The organism is Paenibacillus turicensis, assembly GCF_050461185.1.
Classification (GTDB): Bacteria; Bacillota; Bacilli; order Paenibacillales; family Paenibacillaceae; genus Fontibacillus; species Fontibacillus turicensis_A.
Map to the genome: position 1 here is coordinate 41,307 of NZ_JBCMOR010000008.1, position 23,008 is coordinate 64,314.

Below are 23,008 nucleotides of genomic sequence, written 5' to 3' on the forward strand. Positions count from 1 at the left end.
CCGCTGGCGTATGCTTTTTAACCGTCGTTGAGGCTTTTGAGTTATGTATAAGTGAGGGATGGATATAAAAAAACCTTGAATTTTTGAATATTCAAGGTTAGGTTGAAGTCCTTATGTTTAGGCACATGGAAGGAGTAGAGTATACACCCTACTTCACACCAAATATTGCGCTAATTAATTTATGAGATTTTGTGCATAAATTCAGACATACTTTTCTTTAGCATTTTCAGCAACTTCGTTGACTTCAAATGCTTCAATAGCTTACTTCTTCAAAAGCTCAACAAACTTTCATTCTCTCAGACTTCATTGGAGTCTGACTCGACAGGAGGTGCAACTAGTTCTTCTTGTTTATCTAGCTCTGCAACCTCGCTAATATACGCCCATAGCTCCTCACGGCCGATGCCTGCTTCAGAGGAAAACATAATAAATTTATCCTCTGGTGTCATGCCCAATTCCTGTTTAATGATTTTGACATGCTTGGCGTGACGGGAGCGAGGAATTTTATCTGCTTTGGTTGCCACAACCATGACAGGCATATCATAATGCTTGAGCCAATCATACATAAGGATATCATCCTTAGATGGTGGGTGGCGAAGATCAACGATTAACATAATTAAACGTAAAGTCTCACGTTCAAGTATATATTGCTCAATCATTTTGCCCCATACTTGGCGCAGTGTTTTTGAAACCTTCGCATAACCATAACCCGGAAAATCAACAAAATATAATTGCTCATTAATACGATAATAGTTCAAATGCTGTGTTTTACCAGGGGTAGAGCTTGTTCGAGCCAAATTTTTACGGTTGATCATTCGGTTGATTAGTGAAGACTTCCCTACGTTGGAGCGCCCTGCCAGCGCAATCTCTGGCAAGGCATCATCTGGATATTGATTAGGTCCAACCGCACTAATCACAAATTCTGCATTTTTTATTTTCATTTGATAATCCTCTCTAACTACATCAGGCGCGTGTTAATGTTACTTTTCACATTTTACATTACAACGACTAAAAAAAATACAACTACTACGAAATAAACGTAGGTACTACTACAACGAATCAAGATTAATACAACAAGCTAAACGGGCTTAACCAACGCATGCTCTAACACCTGATCCATATGTGAGACAGGCACAAATTGTACACTTTCTTTGATACTATCCGGAATTTCGCCAAGATCACGTTCATTATCGATTGGCAACAGGATCTTTTTATAGCCAGCACGATGTGCTGCAAGTGATTTTTCCTTCAAACCACCAATAGGTAATACACGTCCACGTAATGTTATCTCCCCTGTCATCGCTACTTGACTGGACACTGGGCGTCCAGATAAAGCAGAGATTAAAGCGGTAGCAATCGTAATACCTGCGGATGGGCCATCCTTTGGAATTGCACCCTCAGGAATATGAATATGGATATCATTTTTCTCATGGAAGTCTGGTTCAATGCCAAGCTCTACTGCCTTTGAGCGCGTATAGCTGAACGCCGCTTGTGCTGATTCCTTCATGACATCGCCGAGCTTACCTGTCAATATAAGCTTACCACTACCTGGAACGACGGTGACTTCAATATTTAATGTTTCTCCACCTACTTCAGTCCAAGCGAGACCTGTAACTAAGCCTACTTGATCCTCCTGCTCAGCCATACCATAACGGAACTTAGCTACGCCTAAAAAGTCTTTTAGGTTATCGACGTTAACCTCAACCTGCTCTGATTCTTTAGCTACAATACTTTTTGCTGCTTTTCTACAAATCGAGGCAACCTGTTGCTCCAGATTACGGACACCAGATTCTCGTGTATATTCACGAATGACTTGAAGTAAAGCTTCCTCGTCAACCTGTAGCTGCTCAGCGGTTAAGCCATGCTCACGAATTTGCTTCGGTAACAAATAACGTAATCCAATCTGTAGCTTCTCAAGCTCAGTATAACCCGGAATATAGAGCATCTCCATCCGATCCAGCAATGGACGTGGGATGTTATGCACAGCATTAGCCGTCGTTACAAACATGACATTTGATAAGTCAAATGGCACTTCTACAAAATGATCGCTAAACGTATTATTTTGCTCTGGATCAAGCACCTCTAGCAAAGCTGAAGCGGGATCACCGCGGAAATCAGAAGCCATTTTATCAATCTCATCTAATAAAAAGACAGGATTACGTGTTCCTGCCGTTTTCATACCTTGAATAATACGGCCTGGCATCGCTCCAACGTAAGTACGGCGATGTCCTCTAATTTCAGCCTCATCACGAACACCACCTAATGAAATACGCACAAATTTGCGATTCAAAGAAGTAGCGATAGAACGTGCAAGCGAGGTTTTACCCACTCCTGGTGGACCAACTAGACACAAAATTGGACCTTTTAACTTTTCAACTAAATGTTGAACCGCTAAATATTCAAGTACTCTTTCCTTCGGCTTATCCAAGCCATAATGGTCATCATTCAAAATTTGTTCGGCTTTTACAAGATCAAGATCGTCATCACTTGTCTCTGACCAAGGCAATGCCAAAAGCCAATCTAAGTAGTTGCGAATAATGCCGCCCTCTGCGGAGCTAGCTGGCATTTTTTCAAGGCGGTCGATTTCCTTTTCGACCTTTTCCTTTACAGATTCAGGAAGCTGCTTGGCTTCTAGCTGCTGTTTTAGCTCTTCAATTTCACCAGCACGGCCTTCTTTTTCACCAAGCTCCTTTTGAATGGCTTTCATTTGCTCCCGCAAATAATATTCCTTTTGCGTTTTTTCCATCTGTTTTTTTACACGTTGACTAATTTTACGTTCAAGCTCTAACACTTCACGTTCATTATTTAAAATATCAAGCAACTTTTCAAGACGTTTGCGGACATCAATCGTTTCTAATATTTCTTGTTTGTCCTTAATTTTCAAAGACAAATGACTCGTAATAACGTCAGCAAGTCTACCTGGCTCATCAATGTCAGATACAGCAGCAAGCGTCTCAGGTGTTATTTTTTTAGATAAATTTATATAATGTTCGAACTGCGCCAGCACTGTACGCATCAATGCATCGATTTCTGGATCATCACTTTCCTCTTCTGGTCTTTCCTCTGCTAAAACTTCATAAAACTCTTCATTATCCAAAAATTTCACGATTTCGGCACGTTCCATTCCTTCAACTAGTACCCGAATCGTTCCATTTGGCAACTTCAACATTTGACGTACCTTTACTACTGTACCAACAGAAAAAATATCCTCCTCGGTTGGTTCTTCAATGTTCACTTCTGATTGAGAACACAGGAGAATTAGATTATCATCAACCATCGCTTTTTCCAATGCCTTGACTGATTTTTCTCTACCTACATCCAAATGCAATACCATACTTGGATATACAAGCAGACCTCTCAATGGCAACAAAGGAAAACGACGGCCTTTCGATTTATGGGGTCCCATCGCTTTCGCACCTCCAAACGTTCTCGTTAAATATCATTCCTATTTTAGCAAATGTTACATGAAAACACCAATGAGAAGCGGCTGCCCTTTTCAAGACAACCGCCCTATATTCAATATTTTGCTCGATGTGTTGGTTTTGCTTGTAAAAATGACGCAGGTGGTGGAGCAAACGCATCCTCAACAGCCTTCAAATCTAAGCTGCTATCGCGCTGAGAACTAAATACTTGCTCAAACACCTCTGTTACCGTTTCAACAGGAATAACACGTAAGCCCTCAAGTCCTTCAAATAAGCTCTGCCAATTATCCTTTGGAATAAAGACCGTTGTTGCTCCTGCTTGGAAAGCTGCCTCAACTTTTGCGACAACCCCACCCACTGGCTTCACCTTACCATGAATGCCGACTTCGCCAGTCATTGCAATCTTGTGATCTACCTTAATCCCGCGTATTGCAGAGGTGACTGCGGTTGCAATCGCGATTCCAGCAGAAGGGCCATCAATTGGTGTCCCACCAGGGAAGTTAATATGAATATCGTACCCTGAAACTTGCAGACCCATTCGTTTAAGCACCGTTAATACGTTTTCGATGGAGCCTCTCGCCATACTTTTACGTCTTAACGTTCTGCCTCCTCCACCCATTTCTTCTTCATCCACAACCCCAGTAATCGTAAAGTTTCCTTTACCTTTTGCAACTGGAACAGCGGTCGCTTCAATTTCAAGTAAGGTTCCCATATTAGGTCCATATACGGCAAGCCCATTTACTAAACCGATCTCAGAATGTTCTGGGATTTTTCGGTCAGGTCTTGGAGATAATTGGCTACTTGTAGCCACCCACTCTAGATCACTAGCCAATAAATGATTTCGTGACTCAGTAAGTGCTAGCCCTACTGCAAGCTGAACCATATTTACAGCCTCACGTCCATTGGTAGCAAACTTCTTAATGACCTCTACCGCCTCTTCACAAGGTGGGAAGCCAATCCGTTTGATGGCGTCTTCTGCAATTTGGGCAACCTCCTCCTGTAGTAAAGGACGGAAATAAATCTCCATACAACGTGAACGTAACGCAGGCGGAATATCCTGTGAAGAACGTGTCGTTGCACCCACTAGTCGAAAATCCGCAGGTAAGCCATTTTGAAAAATATCGTGAATATATGCAGGTATGTTCGAATCCTCTGAGCTATAGTAGGCACTTTCGAGATATACTTTACGATCCTCAAGCACCTTTAACAATTTATTCATCTGAATCGGGTGTAATTCTCCAATTTCATCGATAAACAAAATACCACCATGAGCCTTTGTTACAGCGCCAGGCTTAGGCTGGGGTATACCAGCAACACCCATTGCACCAGCTCCTTGATAAATCGGGTCATGAACAGAACCAATTAAAGGATCGGCAATCCCTCGTTCGTCAAATCTAGCTACGGTTGCATCAATTTCTGTAAATTTAGCCTCACTTTTAAACGGCGAGGATGGGTTTTTTTTCGCTTCCTCCATAACTACTCTAGCTGCTGCTGTCTTTCCGACACCTGGAGGACCATAAATAATAACGTGCTGAGGATTGGCACTACACAAAGCCGCCTTTAAAGCTCTAAGCCCATCCTTTTGCCCTACAATATCCTTCATCGTCGCAGGTCTAGTGCGTTCTGATAAAGGTTTTGTTAAAGAAATGGCACGCATTTTACGAAGCTTTTCCATTTCCTTTTTCGATTCGCGATCTACCGTTTTACGTGTGCCTTTCTGATTACGAAGCTGTGTCCAAAAATATAAACCGATAATCACCGCAAAAAATAACTGCACCACAATAAGCAGTAAATTAATATTTGCCATCTTCAGTCCCTCCCACATTAGCTGATAATGGATAGTATTACCTGAACCTCGCTTCATAAAACGTAAATGGGAGAAAAATTAATGGTTAACAATGCATGAAGATGGAAGCTACGATACAGAGGGTTCCTTCGATCGTTGTTGAAACCAGATTTTTTATATTATAGTAAAACTTTTATTGTTAAAATACGTTTTCAAAGACGAACATTACATTTCTCCAAAATCCCTCTGTCCCTTCGCAAGCTGGTTGATTGTCAACCATTAATTTAAATTATTAAATACAAATAGCCAAAATAACTCCCACCAATATTAATACAATTGGAGGGAGTTGTTTAAATTATTTAAGTATTTCTATAGCTCACGCTTGAAATCAGTACTTGACAGCATACCCAAGCTAGCCAAGAGACAGAGAGATTCTGAAGGTTGTCTCTTAAAATTAAATTCCATCCATAAAAATGCTTCAATAATAGGAATATGATTTTAACAACAACCGCAAGAACTCTCTGGAGCGTAGCGACCAGCTTTCAGCCGTTTTCAAGTACTGATTACATAAAGCTTTATTAATTTGTATTAAATGCCTGTAAATAAAGTAAGTTTTTCACAATAATATCACCTTGCCACCAAACTTTAGCAACAGGCCAATGTTCCTCATAACCTTGCCAATCCCATGGGACAGGCCAAGTGCCATCCTCATTTTGTTGCTTTAAAATAAACTTTGTCTCATATTGGGCAAGCTCTTTAATCCCAGTATAAAATATACTTTTTGGTGATTTAATCAAATGGGACGGTTTACAAACATAGTTTGTTTCCCATTGTGCAGTATCTGACGTTACAGTAGCCGCAATCTCTTGCTCAAGCTTGTCCTTTAATGCTTTGAGATCAAAATATTTGCTATTAATGCCTGCTGCTGTACAATATTCAAACAAACCAATATAACAGCTTATCACGTGCATTTCAGTTGGCTCCTGTTGGGCTAAAAAATGGGTGATTGCTTCTTGAGCGATTTTTACTCCTAGCTGATACAAATCACTATTTGGGTCGGCATAGGCTATTATAAAACCGGCAAAGTAAGCCGTAGGATTATACCAAATTGCTTCCGCACTTTGCTCATCCGCAGTCCACCATGGTGCATGGGGATATTCATTATTCGTAGGTATCGCGTTCGCCCAGCAATGTCCATTAAAGTCACTGCCACTCGCTAAATATTTCAAAACACCTTGAATAATAGGATGGGAAGACTCTGTGAGCCCAATTTCCTTTAAAAGCTCCATCGCCGTCCATGTCTGAATTGGTGCCGAATGTGGATTCCAGCTATCCGCTTCCAGAGCATGTCCAAATCCACCGTCCTCATTTTGGTACATTACGAGTGTATCTAACACAGCCTGCTGGCTCCCATTTTCAAAATGAAACTGATATCTTGCTAAGTCAATGGGTCTAGCATTTCGATACATCCATGTTGTTGTTTCTTTATTGATCATATCCAAGGAAAACACATCCTTTTTTATATTTTTTTGCGGTTATTGATGGGTAGTAAAACAGAAGAATTATTTATGATTTTAAGTATATGATCAATTGTATAAACAAGGATTGTAAAAAAGCGACATGAAGCTTCATATCCTTTGCCAAGCATATTCCTTTGCTTGTGACAATGTCATGGTATGGAACCTTTTAAAATCGTTTAACAGATGCGCTTGATCAGTATAGCCATATTTATAAACTAAATCCTGAATGTTTACATGAGGCTGCTGCAAAACCTCGCTCCACACATTTTGGTAACGAATTAGACTCGCAAGCTTCTTAGGTGACATGCCGATATGTATTTTAAATAACCGTTCTAGCTGACGTGTGCTTATACTTGTATAGTGTGATAAATCAGTCATTTGTAGATTGCCTGTATTTTTTAGCATTGTATAAACTGCATTCATCACATTTAGATTTAGTCGATTTAAATTTAATTCTTCTAACAAAAAGAGTTCGGCCTGCTCAGCTCGCTTCATTAAATCTGGAAATAACCACACCATCTGTCCTAGCTTCGCAGTAAGTGTAGGGAAGTAGTGTTCACTATTACAAAATATGTTAGAGACACTCTTCATATCGTTAGAAGAAAATAAAGGAACTGCCCACGCATAAAAACGAATGGCAAAGGTTGAAATGATGTCTGTCGTAGCCCCAGCTTGGCTTACAAACGGTTGATCATTAATTCCACAGAACACAGATTGAACTTCATTTTTTGAATAATTCACATTTAAGATGATATCCATACACGTATCAGGTGTAACTAAACTTCGATCTGTGAAATTGATGTTAGTTGTATCACTACTGTCAACGTGATCACTAAAATTGTGTGAAAGTTGAGAGCCCCAAAAGCAGCGAATATAGGGCTTTAAGGCATCGCAAGGAACGATTTCCGTATATTTATCATCAAATGAGAGAGGATTAGCCGTTAAAGGCATGTACATTTTATGTAGATCATTTTTTAGGCTCATCGCTTTCTCCCCTTCCGCTCTTTGGTATCTTTATCTCAACACTTAACATACATACATTTCAGGTTCCTATAAAAAAAAGCCACAAACTGATAAAATCAGTATGCGGCTTGTACTCGGCATTAAATGTATAACTCGCTTAGTTAAATCACATGACCGGCATATGATTTGTACAATAATTTATTTATGATGGCTGATTTGCATGATGTTCTTTACGACCTGGAATTTCTCCAGTCGCTTCATAAACCTCAACAATATGGTCGATTTCCTTCTTAAGCTCTGACAGCAGTTCAGCTTCAGGCACTTTACGAATCATTTTTCCGTAACGGAATAATAACCCTTCGCCTCTTGCACCTGCAATCCCAATATCCGCTTCTCTAGCTTCACCAGGGCCATTTACAGCGCAACCAAGGACAGAAACCTTAATTGGCACTTTAAGCTTAGAAATGTATTCCTCAACCTCATTAGCTAATGAAAATAAATCGATATCTAAGCGACCACACGTTGGACAGGACACCAATGTCGCTGCATTTGTGATTAATCCAAACGTTTTCAGGAGTTCGCGAGCCACCTTTACTTCCTCAACAGGATCAGCACTTAAAGAAATCCGCAGTGTAGATCCAATGCCCATCGTTAAGAGCGCACCGATTCCTGCTGCACTTTTCACTGTTCCTGTAAACAGCGTACCTGCTTCTGTAATCCCAAGGTGCAGTGGATAAGGAATGACTTCCGCAGCTTTAGAATAGGCAGCAATCGCCATCGGCACATCTGACGCTTTTAACGAAACGATAATATCATGGAAATCTAGATCTTCCAAAATTTTAATATGATAAAGCGCACTTTCAACCATCGCTTCAGGTGTAGGATAACCATATTTTTCAAGTAAATGATTTTCTAACGAACCAGCATTTACACCGATACGAATTGGAATGTTACGTTCTTTACATGCCTTCACTACAGCTTCAACACGTTCACGTTTCCCGATGTTACCAGGGTTAATGCGTACCTTATCAATCCCATTTTCAATCGCCAACAATGCTAGCTTGTAATTGAAATGAATGTCCGCAACAAGTGGAATGTTAATTCTTTTTTTGATTTCTTTAATTGCAGCTGCCGCTTCTTCATTATTGACAGTTACGCGCACAAGTTGACAACCGGCTTCTTCTAACCGCAAAATTTCAGCTACAGTTGCTTCCACATCCGCAGTTTTGGTTGTACACATACTCTGAATGATCACTTCATTGCTGCCACCAATTGTTAAGTTTCCCACTTTAACTGGTCGTGTATCTTGTCTCAAAAATGTCATGTCAGATCTCCCCCTAACACCAAATCTCCACCCTTGCAAATTATACTTGCTTTGCAAAAGTGGAGAATGGATTTAAAGTGTGCAGTTATTTTAAATTATGCACTCTCTTCTTGTTTCTTTGATTTATTTGGTTTATTTGAGCCAAGCTCTGGCACTATTTTTTCTTCAACAACCTTTTGCGTAATGACGCAATCCGTAACATCCTCACGTGAAGGCACCTCATACATCACATCAAGCATAATGCCTTCAATGATTGCCCGCAAACCACGTGCACCGGTATTACGCTTAATCGCTTCTCTTGCAATTGCCTCAAGCGCTTGTGGTTCAAACTCTAGTGTAACATTATCAAGCTCTAACAGCTTCTGATATTGTTTCACCAATGCATTTTTAGGCTCATGCAAAATACGTACCAATGTCTCTTCATCTAATGGATCTAGCGTAGAAATCACGGGTAGACGACCTACAAACTCAGGAATCAATCCGAATTTAACTAAGTCTTCAGGAAGCACCATGGAGAGATATTCACCAGGCTTTAATTCCTTTTGACTATCGCTAGTCGCGTTAAAGCCAATAACCTTTTTACCAATACGGCGTTTAATCATTTGCTCTAGGCCATCAAATGCACCACCACAAATAAATAAAATATTCGTAGTGTCAATTTGAATAAACTCTTGATGAGGATGCTTGCGTCCTCCCTGTGGTGGTACGGATGCAACTGTTCCTTCTAAAATTTTCAGCAATGCTTGCTGAACCCCTTCACCTGAAACGTCACGTGTAATCGAAGGATTTTCAGATTTACGAGCAACTTTATCGATCTCATCAATATAAATGATACCACGCTCTGCTTTTTCTACATCGTAATCCGCAGCTTGGATGAGCTTTAATAAAATATTTTCAACGTCCTCACCCACATAACCCGCTTCGGTTAAGGAAGTCGCATCTGCAATCGCAAACGGAACATTCAAAATTTTAGCCATCGTTTGAACAATCCATGTTTTACCAGAACCTGTTGGTCCAAGCAACAAGATGTTACTTTTTTGTAGCTCGACGTCTTCAATTTTGCTTCCTGTATTGACACGTTTGTAGTGATTGTACACTGCAACGGATAATGCTTTCTTCGCTTGATCTTGACCAATAACATATTGATCTAAAATGTCACGAATTTCTTTTGGCTTAGGAATTTCTTTTAGATCAAGATCCTCTTCATGACCTAATTCCTCTTCGACAATTTCAGAGCAAAGCTCAATACATTCATCACATATATAAACACCAGGGCCAGCAACAAGCTTACGTACCTGGTCTTGAGATTTGCCACAGAAGGAACACTTTAACTGCCCTTTTTCATCGTTAAACTTAAACATATATACACCCCTTTATGAATTGATCGGCTTCTCAATCACCTGATCGATGATTCCATAATTTTTAGCCTCTTCCGCACTCATGAAAAAGTCGCGGTCTGTATCACGTTGAATTTTTTCAAGGGGTTGACCCGTTCTTTCAACATAGATTCCATTCAATATTTCTCTTGTTCTGATAATCCAATCCGTGTGGATTTTAATATCAGACGCTTGCCCACGAACACCACCTAGCGGTTGGTGAATCATAACTTCACTGTTAGGAAGCGCAAATCGTTTCCCAGGTGCACCAGCAGTCAGCAAAAGCGAACCCATACTTGCAGCCATTCCAACACATATTGTAGAGACATCCGGACCGATATATTGCATTGTATCATAAATGGCCATTCCAGCTGTAACAGAGCCACCTGGTGAATTAATATATAGATGAATGTCCTTCTCAGGATCTTCGGCTGTTAAAAAAAGGAGTTGTGCTACCACTAAGTTAGCAACTTCATCATCAATTGGACCACTTAAGAAAATGATTCTGTCAGCAAGCAGTCTAGAATATATATCGTAGGATCGTTCTCCTCTGTTTGTTTGTTCTACAACCATAGGGATTAGACTCATAGGATCAACCTCTTTTCCTTATCAATATATGCACTCATAATTATTTTATCATGTTCACACACGCATGTCATTTTTAAAGCGACTTGAATTAAAAAATGCCATACTATTAATTTATCTGGAAATATATGTAATATGGAGGATAGAAATCAAGGCACGCAAACAATTCTACGTGCCTTAGATGTAATCCTTCTGTGAAAGCTGTCTTATTCTGCTGGAGTTTCTTCTTTTACTTCTTCTTTTTTAGCATATTTTGCTTCATATTCGTCAGCAGCAATTTCTTTGCTGTTCTCAACTAAGAATTTAATTGCTTTACGAAGTTGAACATCTTCGTTCAAGCTTCCTAATGAACCGTTAGAAGCCAAGATTTGACGAATTTCTTCTGGAGAACGTTTGTAAGCTTCAGCCATGTCAGAAACTTCTTTGTCAATTTCCTCTTGTGTTGCTTCGATGCCTTCTGTTTTAGCAATTTGCTCTAACACAAGGTTGTTGCGAACGCGTTTTTCAGCGTCACCCTTCATTTGATCTTGAAGATCTTCTAATGTTTGTCCAGAGAAGTTCAAGAACATATCTAAGCTCATACCTTGAGCATGAAGACGGTTGTCGAAGTCGCGAACCATGTTTTTGATTTCGCCTTGTACCATTGCTTCAGGAATTTCTACCTCAGCATTTTCTCCAACACGATCTACAACGATACCTTCACGAGCAGCTAATGCTTCTTTTTCTTTACGGTCAGCGATTTGTTTTTTCAAATCTTCTTTAAACTCGTCCAATGTATCGAATTCACTTACATCTTTAGCAAACTCATCGTCAAGTGCAGGAAGTTGTTTGCGTTTGATTTCGTGAAGTTTTACTTTGAAGGTTGCTTCTTTACCAGCTAGGTTTTCAGCATGATAAGTCTCAGGGAAAGTAACGACAACATCTTTGAAGTCGCCTGTAGCTAAACCTACAACTTGATCTTCAAAGCCAGGGATAAAGGAGTTGCTTCCTAGTTCAAGAGAATAACGCTCTGCTTTACCGCCTTCAAATTGTTCGCCATCTACGTATCCGTCAAAGTCAATTACAACAGTGTCGCCGTTTACAGCAGCTTCGTCGTCAATGACAACAAGCTCTGCATGACGTTGTTGCAAGCGCTCAAGCTCACTTGTTAATTCTTCATCATTTACTTCGCTATTTACAGCAGGTACTTCGATCCCTTTGTAATCGCCAAGTGTTACTTCTGGCTTAACAGTTACTCTAGCTTTGAATTTAAAAGATTCACCCTTAGCAAATTGCTCGATGTCAACATCTGGACGATCTACTGGGAAAATATCTTGTTGTTCGATTGCTTCTGAGTAAACTTCAGGTAACAAAATATCAATTGCATCTTGGTACAAGCTTTCTACACCAAAACGAGATTCAAAAATGGACCGAGGTACTTTACCTTTACGGAATCCTGGTACGTTTACCTTTTTAGCCACTTTTTGAAATGCTTTATCAAGTGCAGCAGCTACGCGATCTGCTTCTACTTCAACTTCAAGAACACCAAGGTTCTTCTCTATTTTTTCCCATGTTGCTTTCATTTTATGCTTTCCCCTCCAAATTTCACTATATACTTAATATACTGAACCCAAAATCGCGATCAAGCAGCTATCAAGGTTACAGTATAGCTGACTTCATTACACGATAAGAATAACCACTATATTATAAACAACAACCAATCTTTTTACAAGAGCAAGGCAAATTGCTTAATTTAGCCTTATCTCATTTTTAAAGACTAATCCCTAAAGCTACAAATTGTTCAATTGCTCGACACGCTTGTTCAAAACGCAACCTAAAATGATCAGTAATCCCGTATTGCATTCTAATTTCCTCATCTACTCTATTTCCGTCAGGTAGGTGCTTAGACACGACTGCATGCAATGCACCCGCCCAAATGTCTAACTCAGTATCCTCTTCTTTCAAAATCGTTTTATAATTTATCGTCCCATAGATACTCATAATAAATTGGTACCATAGCTCCTGGGCAAAATAAAATAAAGTTGGATTATGAATCGCAGATTGCTCCTCAACCCGCTCTAACACTGCTTGTATTGGATAAGGAAATTGATTTGTTTTCAAAGGAACATCTTTAAATTGAATTTCTACACTTTCCTTGCCACGCTTTAGAAAAAGGCTTTCTTTATTGCCTCTTCTCGCCAATATTTGGATGACCCTAAACTGTAGTAAAGGATGTAATTCTTCATTGGAAATCCAATTTAGTAGTGCATCATCAATTTCAGGTAAATCAACAAAAGCAAGCTGCTCTAATGCTAGTAAGCTACGCTCCGACATCGATTGATTAATAACTGTATCTAACAGCTTTTCACCATAATTAGGGTCTTCCTGTAATTTCTGTTCAATATGCTTTCTGACAAACAGTTCCTCATCCTCAGTTTCCTCTTGCATTTGATTAGACTCGGACTGCGGAAATGCACTCATCAACCATTCTAGTAAAGACTGCCATTCTTCATAGTGCTTTGGATCTTGTCCTTCACAGGAAAGCAAAAAAGACAGAAGATCCATAGCTTCGCTATAACGTTCTGTTTCTAGCATCCGTGTCAATTCAATTTGATAATAATCTAACGTTTTCGGAAACAAAACGACATGATTTTTTTTATCCGATTGGCTGATGTGGGCACCTCCTTATCCTATGATTATCATATATATAATCATAATTTATGTTATGACTCCATCTTGGAATCAGTGTTTGACAAACACTCTAGTTGTTATTAATCAATTCTAGATTATAGCATAGACTTTATTCAAGGTGATAATACGTATAAAATAGCTCGAAATCAATTATTCATTTTTTTCTTGCATATGTATCATCTATATGATATAGTATATTTTGCGCGAAAAAAACGTGATTTTAATATGTCCCAGTAGCTCAGCTGGATAGAGCAACGGCCTTCTAAGCCGTCGGTCAGGGGTTCGAATCCCTTCTGGGACGTAAAGAAGACTCTCCTTTTAGGAGGGTTTTTTTCGTATTCCAGAAGGGATAATGAACCCCCTTGTTCGTCGGAGCATAAATGCCAAACGCAGTGGCAGAAGGAGCGGAGTCTCGCACCGGAGTGCGAGTATCCCTTCTGGGACGTAAAGCAGACTCTCCTTTTAGGGGAGTTTTTTCTATTTTAAAAGGGATATGCAAATAGACCAGCCTTTTGTATGGGGAGGATAGGGTCTTTTTTTATATAGTTAATTGGAGTTATAATGCATTCAAAAGTAATTTTTATAATAGGGAAACTAACCATTCCATGCGCTTTGAAATATACAGTAATTAGGAGGATATTAAATGAAGGTAGGAGAAGTATGCTTATTGACAAGTGATGTCATTCGTTTAGCAAATTTTTATAAAACGTTATTTGATATCGATAACGGCAGTGATGATCATGCTCATCAATTTATTATATCAGAGGAAACAACTTTAACTGTGTATAACGATGGGAAAGAGCGAAAAAGTAACCCCCACAATATTTGTATCGCATTTACAGTTGAAGATGTTGATGTTGAGTGTGAGAGATTAAAGGTATTAGGTGTTGAGATTGTTGAACCTCCTACTTTAAGACCATGGGGTGCGAAAAACATGAGTTTTTTAGATCCTGATCATAATTTAATTACCTTTAGGTCTTTCCCTAAACAATAAGTATACGTTACATAACTGCACCAAATTACTATTTTCTTATTACTATTTCCTTTCTACTAACTGAACAAAAAACTCTCCCCAAAGGAGAGTTTTTTCTAATTTTTGATGAGAGCTTGGATTTATGTTAGACTCCTTAGGTCCATCAAACACATCGCAGTAAAACAATAATTTTTAGGATATATTTTAAATCAACTGTAAATACTAGCTGCGACCAAGCTATCATTCTTTTATAAAAAATTTTCTTTCAGGAAGGGCTAGTATGACTAAAAAAATTATTACATTTCTGCTCGGCTTCATCATGCTTACTAATCTTATACATACAACAGCATATGCCGCTCCCTCCCCTGATCCATGGGTACAAAATAAGTCAATGTGGTGTTGGGCGTCTGCGGTAAAAATGGTGGCTTTAAATTATCATCCATTCATGCTTCCAACAGACTACAAGCCACACAATCAGCAAAACGGTATTCGAGAGCAATATTCAGCTTATGATGAAGCCACTCAAAAATACACGGTTGACCCCGTTCAGGAATACATTGTGCATACGTTTGCTAGTAAAGAAATTCAACAAAATGGACATGATAATGTAGGTGGAAATGGCAATAATAAAATGACCGCTTTATCAGCGTTAACTGGCGCAAAAGTGAATTCTTTTGGAGATTGGCAAAGAAATTTATTCAAAAGCAGTTCAATTAGAAAAAAATATATTGATGAACAGCTTGCGAACAATAAATGGGTAATTGCAGATGCGTTTTCATTATCAAGAAAAGCACATTCCTACGTCATTACAAATAAAAATCCTGATGACTCTTATACGATGTATGATCCATGGAGTGGTAAATATTTAACAAAATCCGCAAGTGAATGGTTTGAGCATGGGTTTAAGGCAGAGGCATTAAATAATGAAAATGCCATTGTAACGATGGTTATTTATTTTGAATCCTAAACAAGTACATGAGGATTAACCCCTTTGTACTTGTTTTTTCTTTTATCTGTTAATTAAAAGCTGATAAAGTTAGCTATTGCAAATGTATGAATAGTTGAATATAATGTCATTACAAGAACATACTCAATGTTGAGTATTCGGAGGTGAGTATGCACTGACTCGATTGCTTGTATTAGGAATTCTTGATCATGGACCGATGTCAGGTTACGATATTGGCCAGACATTACTAATGACAGATGCTGAACGCTGGAGTGGTGTTCTAATCGGCTCTATCTATCACGCGCTAAAAAAGATGGAGCAAGAAGGTCATATTATGATTGCTAGTATCGAACAGACAGGGCATCGCCAAAAAGCAATATATCAAATTACAGAACAAGGTAGAGCCTATTTAAAAAGTTTAGTTTCTGAAACCATCACAGAAAGTAAAGTCGCTTATCCTTCTTCGTTATATGCTGCTTTATCGTTTTATCAGCAGTTGTCACGGGATGAGTGCCGTCAAGCTTTAGAAAACCATAGAAGCACCTTAGAACAAGAGCTATCAGCAATGAAGTATGGTTTAGAGGCTAAAAACAGAGCGACGAACAATAACGTTCCGCCCATGGTACAACTCATGATGGATCATATGCTTAATGTGATCTCACAGCAACAAATCTTTATACAAAAAGCAATTGAATTATTAGACTCCGAAAATTAACCTTTCTCCCTCCGAATGATTTAGAGGGAGAAAAAAATGACCATATATTCAAATTTGAATATACAAATTAGAATAAAATAAAAAAGGAGTGTTTACATGATTGAGTTAATTGATTCAAAGGATTTGATTCAAGTAAATAAGTTGCACAAATCTTTCAAAGGGCGTGAGGTTGTTAAAGGAATTAGCTTCAAAATTTCCAGGGGAGAAGTCGTTGCTTTAATTGGTACTAACGGTGCTGGAAAATCTACAACTCTGGCTATGTTATTAGGCATGCTTCAACCTGATTCTGGTTCTATTAAGACTTGGAGGGCGGATTTTCATAAATATGTAGGTACACAATTGCAATCCACACCTTTTTTTGAAGGATATACTGTAGAAGAAAATTTAGCGTTATTTGCCGCTTTGTATCACGTTAGGCTATCTAAAGAGGATATTCGTAACAAACTAGAGGTATGTAATCTGCTAGAAGCCAGAAAAACTCCTGCAATTGCATTATCAGGTGGACAACAGAAACGCCTTGCGATTGCCGTTACCACCTTGCACAATCCAGAGTTGATTGTATTGGATGAACCCGCCGCAGGACTTGATCCAAGAGCGCGCCATGAGATTAGAGCTTTAATTAGGGATTTAGCAGCAAATCAAAGTACTGTTATATTTTCCTCTCATGATATGGAGGAGGTAGCACGTATTGCAGATCGAATCATTTTCATTCACGAGGGGAGAATTGTGGCAGAAGGGGAACCTCATGTGTTAGTTGAGCAGTTCAATGTGGATCATTTAGAAGAGTTATATCTTCAATTAACAGAACCAAGCTTTAATCATGACAACCAAACTGCAAAAAGCTATTAAATTTGAGGAGGTAATGACATGAACACAGTATTTAAGCTTACTTTAAAATCAGCACTTCGTGATCCATATTTATTGTTTTGGTCTATTTTATTACCTATTGGTGGTACAGCTGGCTTATCGCTATATATTCAAACACCTGCTTACACTCAGGTAATTTTAACAGGCATGATGGCAGTCAGCATTTTATTTTATTGTTTAATGACCACTTCCTATACCGTATTAGGACATCGCCGTAGAGGGGTTTACAATTTACTTCGTGTAACTCCAATGACTTTATTTAGCTATATTTTCAGTATCTCAAGTGCTTGGACACTCATTTCAGTAGCTTGTGGCCTAATGTTAGTTGCGACTGGCGTGTATTGGCTTGGAATCGAATTATCTTTCCTTTCTATTCTTATGCTTGTTCCAATGATGATAATTGGTGCAATTGGGTATGTATTTTTCAGTTTTTGTATTTCAGCGATTAGTAAAACTGAGGGGAATATTAGCATAATTACAAATATTTTAACACTCCCCCTTATGCTTTGTAGTAGCGCATTTTATTCCTTAAGTAATGCTCCATTATGGATACAAAAAATAAGCCACTACAATCCATTCCAATGGTTTGTAAATGGCTTACGAAGTTCGTTATCGTTAGATTGGCAACCATACTTAACAAGCTTGTTATTGTTGTGCCTCTGCTGTGTTGTTGCCTTAGTCCTTGCAATTACTACATTTAAATATAGAGAAAGTTAGTTCATTCAGTTAGGCGATACCTTTCTGAATCACTTTACAGGATTGCGATAACTTCATTTTTTCTTCTTCGCTTAGATGTAGTTCAATAATTTCTTTAATGCCACCTTCACCAATAATTGCTGGCACACCTACACACACATTGTTCCACCCATATTCCCCATCTAAAATTGCCGATACCGCAATGATACGATGCTCATCATTTAAGATGGAACGTGTAATATAAGCAAGGGCATTCCCAATACCAAATTGGGTATTCCCTTTTTTCGTAAAAATCTCCCAGCCTGCATCCTTTGTTTTTTGTGCAATCTCGTCTAAGTTCACATGACTAAATCGATCTTTATGTTGTTCCAATATATGCAAAAGTGGTTTTCCACCAATCGTCACATGAGACCAAGCAACAAACTGCGATTCACCATGTTCTCCGAGCGCATAGCCATGCACACTACGGGGATCAATCGAAAACAGTTCAGATAACAACGTTTTTAAGCGCGACGTATCAATAGAAGTCCCCGTACCGATAACACGATGTCGAGGAAAACCAGATATCTCTCTCACGATATAAGTTACAACATCCACGGGATTAGAGGCGACTACAAATATTCCATCAAAACCACCTGACATTATTTTTCGAACTAGATCTTCTGTAATGATTCTTGCATCCTCCAGCAAGTCCATACGTGTCTGACCTGGTTTGGGGTTGGCGCCAGCCGTAATAATGACAACATCCATATCGCGGCAATCTTCTAGGCGACCTGCGGAAACTTTAGTTCTAGTAGAGGTAAAATCCATGCAATGAGACAAATCTAATGCTTGTGCAACAGCTCGTTCATACGTACGATCAATCATCATAATTTCATCACAAATGGCTTGATTAATCATCGCATAGGCACAACCTGCACCAACAATTCCCGCACCAACAATGGCAACCTTTCTCGTCGTTTTCCCCATGTTATCTCCACCTTCCATTTTTCAATCATGAACTTAGCCCATCCATTTAATGTCTCTTTATTATAAGTATATGTTAGGTATTATGTCATTGACTTGTAATTCCATATTTATTTTTATCATTTTCAATCTATAAAAGCAATAAAAAAATCAATAAACAATAATCAATGTTAGATTATATAACATTAAATTTATATACTTAAAATTATTTATGATTTTAAAGCTACCTGACGATGATAAATATAACTTGAATTTTTTACTACATCTTGGAGGTCATTCACGTGACAACAAAACGAAAAGTACCTTTTCGCTATTCTATGACACCTCCTGTGCCTTGCAAGCTTCAAATAATAGGTATCAATGGTGCAGCCGTGTCTAGTAAACCCGCAGACGTAAGTATGATCGATATAAATAAAGCAGGCTGTCGTATTCATTCTTCCTTGGATTTGAAAGCTAACCTTTATCAAATTTTGGTCAACATACATATTGGATTTAATGATACCCCCTACATATTTGAAGGAGAAATAAAATGGCAAAAAGCTTTAGATGATCAAGTATTAAGTTATGGAATTGAATTTTTAATTTCTGAGGAACTTCAGGAGAAATTCCAGATTGAGTTACGAAAATTGGCGGCTGAACGTAAAATTGTTGTGTTGTAAATATAATGGGGTATGGACATTTCTTGAAATTACGCTATAATCTTACACAACTATATTAGGAAAAATGTATTATAACGCTAAGCCATACATTTTGTATCCCCATGCTCAGAGAAGAAGCCCTTGGCTGAAAGGCTTCACATTGGAAGCAAAAGTGTCCTACTTAGTTAGCAGTGACATTGAATGGTCACCGGTTCGTTCCGTTATCAACTTTAAGAACAAATGAGGGTGGTACCACGACACATTCGTCCCTTGACGAATGTGTCTTTTTGTTTTTATTTTCAGCCTTTAGAAAATTAAATAAGGAACTTTAGGAGGAATCTAAATTGAAGCAACGCCATTTTGTTATGCCAACCTTAAGAGAGAATCCGACAGAAGCTGAGACAGCAAGTCACCAACTTTTACTTAGAGCGGGCTTCATTAGAGGGCTAGCAGCAGGGGTTTATAGTTACCTCCCTCTAGGTTATCGAGTTTTAAACAACATTATTACGATTATAACCCAAGAGTTAGATAACGTAGGTGCACAACAAACACTTATGCCTTTAATGCAACCTACAGACCTATTCCACATCTCTGGTAGATATTCTGTTTATGGTCCAGATTTAATCAACTTTAAAGATCGACATGAGCGTGATTTCACATTAGGTCCAACACATGAAGAAGTGATAACTACTTTAATCCAAAATGAATTTAGCTCATATCGTCAGTTCCCCTTTACGTTATATCAAATTGGTAATAAATATAGAGATGAAAAAAGACCTCGTTCAGGTCTTCTACGTGGACGTGAATTTATCATGATGGATGCTTATTCCTTCCACACAGAATGGGATAGCTTAAATACATTTTATGAGCAAATCCATCAAGCCTATAATAACATTTTTAATCGCTGTGGTTTAGATTTTCGTAGCGTGGAGGCAGACGCTGGGGCAATGGGTGGGGAAGGTGGTTCGCATGAATTTATGGCATTATCTCCAGTTGGAGAGGATATCATTGCTATAAGTGAGGATGGTACATTTGCATCCAATATAGAAAAGGCAGAGGTAAGGCTTGTATCTGGGCACAAACCACCAATACATGACCCTAATCAAAGCATTGAAAAGTTCCATACTCCTTCCCTACACTCTATTGCACAACTAACCGAAGCTCTAAATGAATCTGCCGCTAGCTTTATTAAAACGTTAATTTACGTTGCAGATGGTAAGCCTATTGCTGTGCTAATTCGTGGCGATCGAGAGGTAAATGAGATCAAGGTACAAAATTCACTTCGCTGCACTTCATTGCTACTGGCAGATGAAAACATCGTACAGGAGGCTACTGGTACACCTATAGGCTTTGCAGGTCCAGTTGGTTTAAGCATCCCGCTATTAGTTGATCAAGAAATTATGACAATGAAGTATGCAATCACGGGTGCAAATGAATGTGATTACCATCTTCGTTATGTTAAGCCAGGTATAGACTTTGTTGTTCAGCAAGTTGGAGATTTTCGTAATGTTGTACAGGGAGACCTTAGCCCACATTCCAACAGCAAATTAAGGTTAGAGCGTGGTATTGAAATTGGACACATTTTTAAATTAGGCGATAAATACAGTAAGGCTTTTGACGCAACTGTTTTGGATACAGAGGGACAGAGGAAGCATCTTATTATGGGGTGTTACGGCATTGGTGTATCTCGACTAATCGCTGCGATTGTTGAACAAGCACATGATGAGCATGGTATCATTTGGCCCGCTGCTATCGCTCCATTTCAAATTCATATCATCCCTATTTCTATTAAAGATGAAGCACAGATGAAAGTGGCCGATCAGCTTTATAACCAGCTACAGGTCAGAGGGATTGAAACGTTATTCGACGATCGAGATGAACGTGCAGGCATTAAATTTAAGGATGCAGACCTAATTGGTATTCCTGTGCAAGTTATTGTTGGTAAAGGAATTACAAATGAAGTTGCATATGTTGAGATCAGAGACCGAAGAGACCATGTTAAAAACAATATTCCATTAGCTCAGGCAATAGATTATGCTACAAGCTTATTAAAAAAATCGTAGTTATAGTAACAGATCAATTAACAAAGTAAATAAACTTATACAGAAAAAAAGGAAGTAATCCTCACCTAGGTATATAGATGCTGATGACTTCCTTTTTGTTATCTTTCTATTATTTTAACACCTTCAAATAAAGTTGCCATATATAAATTTTCCCCATCATAATCAATATCTGTTACATGGGAGCCTAACGAAACGGATACCAAGTTTGGTATTTTCCCACCCCAATACACAATTTTATATAAACCACGATCTGTACACACATACAATTGATCCCCAGATGGAACGATCGCAAAAATAAAAATATTATCAAAAATAAACCGATCGCAGTTTCCTTCCAAATCAACAACTACGAGTTCACCTTTATCGGTTGCTCCAAGTACATGATTTTTGCTCGTTGCAACACTAGTCACTGCATAACCAAAATCACAATCCAACCATCTGCGTGTATAACGATTGTATAAGGACAAGCCTTGGCCAAGCGCCATTACTATATATTTTCGTAAAAATAAAAAATCGTACAAGACGGAAGAGGTACGAATAATCATTTCCCAGTTCCCTTGATGCCCCTGCCCCTCAACTCCATGTATAGATGAATGTTGTCCAGCTAACATATCATCTTGTGAATAGGCATCCTCAGCTAAATCTAAACGCCACAATCCACACGAGGTTGCTGCCAACATCCCTCCTTCTCGTATTCGAAATTGATGACAGTCTAATACTAAACCATTAAATACCCATTCCCCATTTTTCCACATATATAAGCCTTCATTAGTAGAAGCAAATAATTGATCACGCTCCACATGAAGACGGTTAATCAAAGTTCCTTCTGGCAACCCCTCCATCATAGGCTCCCAGTCTGAGTGAAACGTACGTTTTACTAAACCTCTACCTAATGGGGCAGCTACAAGTGTATGATTATTAATTAATTTAATAGAGGAAAAATTCAATATTTCAGAACCAGATCCGTCTCGATTTCTTGAGTCATTCATTTTATCCCCATCCTATCTTTCCACGATTAGTATGTCTATCTTAATTGATAATAATTATCATTGTCAATTAGATTATCAAACATAAAATTTACTGTATAAAACTGTAACCTCCTTTTGCCACATGCATACATTGTTATGTAGACACATACCTAACCATTTCTAAGGAGGAAATAGTAATATGACACACACAGTTCGACCTGGAGAGTCCTTATATTCAATTGGTCAATACTATAATGTGAATTGGATGGAAATTGCCAGAGCTAATGGCATTACTACGCCCTACACCATTTATGTAGGTCAGGTTTTAACAATCCCTATGTCCACACCAATGCCAACACCAATGCAACAACATGTAGTACAACAAGGTGAAACATTAAGTAGTATTGCTGCGCAATATGGCACAACATGGCAAGCTATTGCTCAGTTAAACAACATTAAAAACCCTAATGTCATTTTCCCTGGCATGGTACTAAAGATTCCAAGCTAATGATGAATTAGGCAAGATTTAAGCA

Annotated in this window: 20 protein-coding genes and 1 tRNA gene; 9 read left to right on the forward strand and 12 right to left on the reverse strand. The window is 38.6% G+C overall.

Going from position 1 to position 23,008, the window contains the following annotated elements:
* Nucleotides 1-296: 296 nt before the first annotated feature.
* The 10 genes from yihA to ABE099_RS13765 form a co-directional block, all read right to left on the reverse strand.
* Entirely contained in the window at nucleotides 297-938 is a 642-nt protein-coding gene (gene yihA, locus ABE099_RS13720) for a ribosome biogenesis GTP-binding protein YihA/YsxC (protein WP_430031657.1), read from the reverse strand.
* A gap of 137 nt (nucleotides 939-1,075) precedes the next feature.
* Nucleotides 1,076-3,403, reverse strand: a complete 2,328-nt coding sequence (gene lon / locus ABE099_RS13725) for an endopeptidase La (protein ID WP_430031659.1) — start codon at nucleotides 3,401-3,403, stop codon at nucleotides 1,076-1,078.
* A gap of 110 nt (nucleotides 3,404-3,513) precedes the next feature.
* Nucleotides 3,514-5,226 (reverse strand): ATP-dependent protease LonB, encoded by a 1,713-nt coding sequence (gene lonB, locus ABE099_RS13730; RefSeq protein WP_430031661.1) that lies wholly within the window; start codon nucleotides 5,224-5,226, stop codon nucleotides 3,514-3,516.
* Between the two features lie 557 nt (nucleotides 5,227-5,783).
* Nucleotides 5,784-6,707, reverse strand: a complete 924-nt coding sequence (locus ABE099_RS13735; protein WP_430031663.1) for a hypothetical protein — start codon at nucleotides 6,705-6,707, stop codon at nucleotides 5,784-5,786.
* 126 nt (nucleotides 6,708-6,833) lie between these two features.
* Entirely contained in the window at nucleotides 6,834-7,709 is an 876-nt protein-coding gene (locus ABE099_RS13740; RefSeq protein WP_430031665.1) for a helix-turn-helix domain-containing protein, read from the reverse strand.
* Nucleotides 7,710-7,890: 181 nt separating this feature from the next.
* Complete coding sequence (gene ispG / locus ABE099_RS13745; protein ID WP_430031667.1) at nucleotides 7,891-9,012, reverse strand: flavodoxin-dependent (E)-4-hydroxy-3-methylbut-2-enyl-diphosphate synthase; 1,122 nt, start codon at nucleotides 9,010-9,012, stop codon at nucleotides 7,891-7,893.
* A 95-nt stretch (nucleotides 9,013-9,107) separates the two neighbouring features.
* Nucleotides 9,108-10,373: an ATP-dependent protease ATP-binding subunit ClpX gene (clpX, locus tag ABE099_RS13750; protein WP_430031669.1), complete on the reverse strand. Its 1,266-nt coding sequence runs from the start codon at nucleotides 10,371-10,373 to the stop codon at nucleotides 9,108-9,110.
* 12 nt (nucleotides 10,374-10,385) lie between these two features.
* Nucleotides 10,386-10,976 (reverse strand): ATP-dependent Clp endopeptidase proteolytic subunit ClpP, encoded by a 591-nt coding sequence (gene clpP, locus ABE099_RS13755; RefSeq protein ID WP_430031671.1) that lies wholly within the window; start codon nucleotides 10,974-10,976, stop codon nucleotides 10,386-10,388.
* Nucleotides 10,977-11,179: 203 nt separating this feature from the next.
* Nucleotides 11,180-12,535, reverse strand: a complete 1,356-nt coding sequence (gene tig / locus ABE099_RS13760) for a trigger factor (RefSeq protein WP_430031673.1) — start codon at nucleotides 12,533-12,535, stop codon at nucleotides 11,180-11,182.
* A gap of 187 nt (nucleotides 12,536-12,722) precedes the next feature.
* Nucleotides 12,723-13,592, reverse strand: coding sequence for a hypothetical protein (locus ABE099_RS13765; RefSeq protein WP_430031675.1), 870 nt, complete (start codon nucleotides 13,590-13,592; stop codon nucleotides 12,723-12,725).
* A 278-nt stretch (nucleotides 13,593-13,870) separates the two neighbouring features.
* On the opposite strand from ABE099_RS13765, the gene ABE099_RS13770 reads away from it, so the two are divergent.
* The 6 genes from ABE099_RS13770 to ABE099_RS13795 all read left to right on the forward strand — a co-directional run bounded on the left by ABE099_RS13770 (nucleotide 13,871) and on the right by ABE099_RS13795 (nucleotide 17,861).
* Nucleotides 13,871-13,944, forward strand: a tRNA-Arg gene (locus ABE099_RS13770).
* Between the two features lie 342 nt (nucleotides 13,945-14,286).
* On the forward strand, nucleotides 14,287-14,637 hold the full coding sequence (locus ABE099_RS13775) for a VOC family protein (RefSeq protein WP_430031677.1): 351 nt from the start codon (nucleotides 14,287-14,289) through the stop codon (nucleotides 14,635-14,637).
* Between the two features lie 259 nt (nucleotides 14,638-14,896).
* Complete coding sequence (locus ABE099_RS13780; RefSeq protein WP_430031679.1) at nucleotides 14,897-15,583, forward strand: hypothetical protein; 687 nt, start codon at nucleotides 14,897-14,899, stop codon at nucleotides 15,581-15,583.
* 163 nt (nucleotides 15,584-15,746) lie between these two features.
* On the forward strand, nucleotides 15,747-16,277 hold the full coding sequence (locus ABE099_RS13785) for a PadR family transcriptional regulator (RefSeq protein ID WP_430031681.1): 531 nt from the start codon (nucleotides 15,747-15,749) through the stop codon (nucleotides 16,275-16,277).
* Nucleotides 16,278-16,373: 96 nt separating this feature from the next.
* Nucleotides 16,374-17,126: an ABC transporter ATP-binding protein gene (locus tag ABE099_RS13790; RefSeq protein WP_430031683.1), complete on the forward strand. Its 753-nt coding sequence runs from the start codon at nucleotides 16,374-16,376 to the stop codon at nucleotides 17,124-17,126.
* Nucleotides 17,127-17,144: 18 nt separating this feature from the next.
* A complete protein-coding gene (locus ABE099_RS13795) occupies nucleotides 17,145-17,861 on the forward strand; it encodes an ABC transporter permease (protein ID WP_430031685.1) in 717 nt (238 codons plus the stop codon).
* A gap of 9 nt (nucleotides 17,862-17,870) precedes the next feature.
* Here the strand turns inward: ABE099_RS13795 and ABE099_RS13800 are convergent, their stop codons facing one another.
* On the reverse strand, nucleotides 17,871-18,809 hold the full coding sequence (locus ABE099_RS13800; RefSeq protein WP_430031687.1) for an L-lactate dehydrogenase: 939 nt from the start codon (nucleotides 18,807-18,809) through the stop codon (nucleotides 17,871-17,873).
* A gap of 278 nt (nucleotides 18,810-19,087) precedes the next feature.
* On the opposite strand from ABE099_RS13800, the gene ABE099_RS13805 reads away from it, so the two are divergent.
* Nucleotides 19,088-19,465 (forward strand): PilZ domain-containing protein, encoded by a 378-nt coding sequence (locus tag ABE099_RS13805; protein WP_430031688.1) that lies wholly within the window; start codon nucleotides 19,088-19,090, stop codon nucleotides 19,463-19,465.
* 323 nt (nucleotides 19,466-19,788) lie between these two features.
* Nucleotides 19,789-21,507, forward strand: coding sequence for a proline--tRNA ligase (locus ABE099_RS13810; RefSeq protein WP_430031690.1), 1,719 nt, complete (start codon nucleotides 19,789-19,791; stop codon nucleotides 21,505-21,507).
* 98 nt (nucleotides 21,508-21,605) lie between these two features.
* Here the strand turns inward: ABE099_RS13810 and ABE099_RS13815 are convergent, their stop codons facing one another.
* Nucleotides 21,606-22,496: a hypothetical protein gene (locus tag ABE099_RS13815; RefSeq protein ID WP_430031691.1), complete on the reverse strand. Its 891-nt coding sequence runs from the start codon at nucleotides 22,494-22,496 to the stop codon at nucleotides 21,606-21,608.
* Nucleotides 22,497-22,674: 178 nt separating this feature from the next.
* Between ABE099_RS13815 and ABE099_RS13820 the strand changes: the two genes are divergently transcribed.
* On the forward strand, nucleotides 22,675-22,983 hold the full coding sequence (locus ABE099_RS13820; protein WP_430031693.1) for a LysM peptidoglycan-binding domain-containing protein: 309 nt from the start codon (nucleotides 22,675-22,677) through the stop codon (nucleotides 22,981-22,983).
* Nucleotides 22,984-23,008 lie beyond the last annotated feature (25 nt).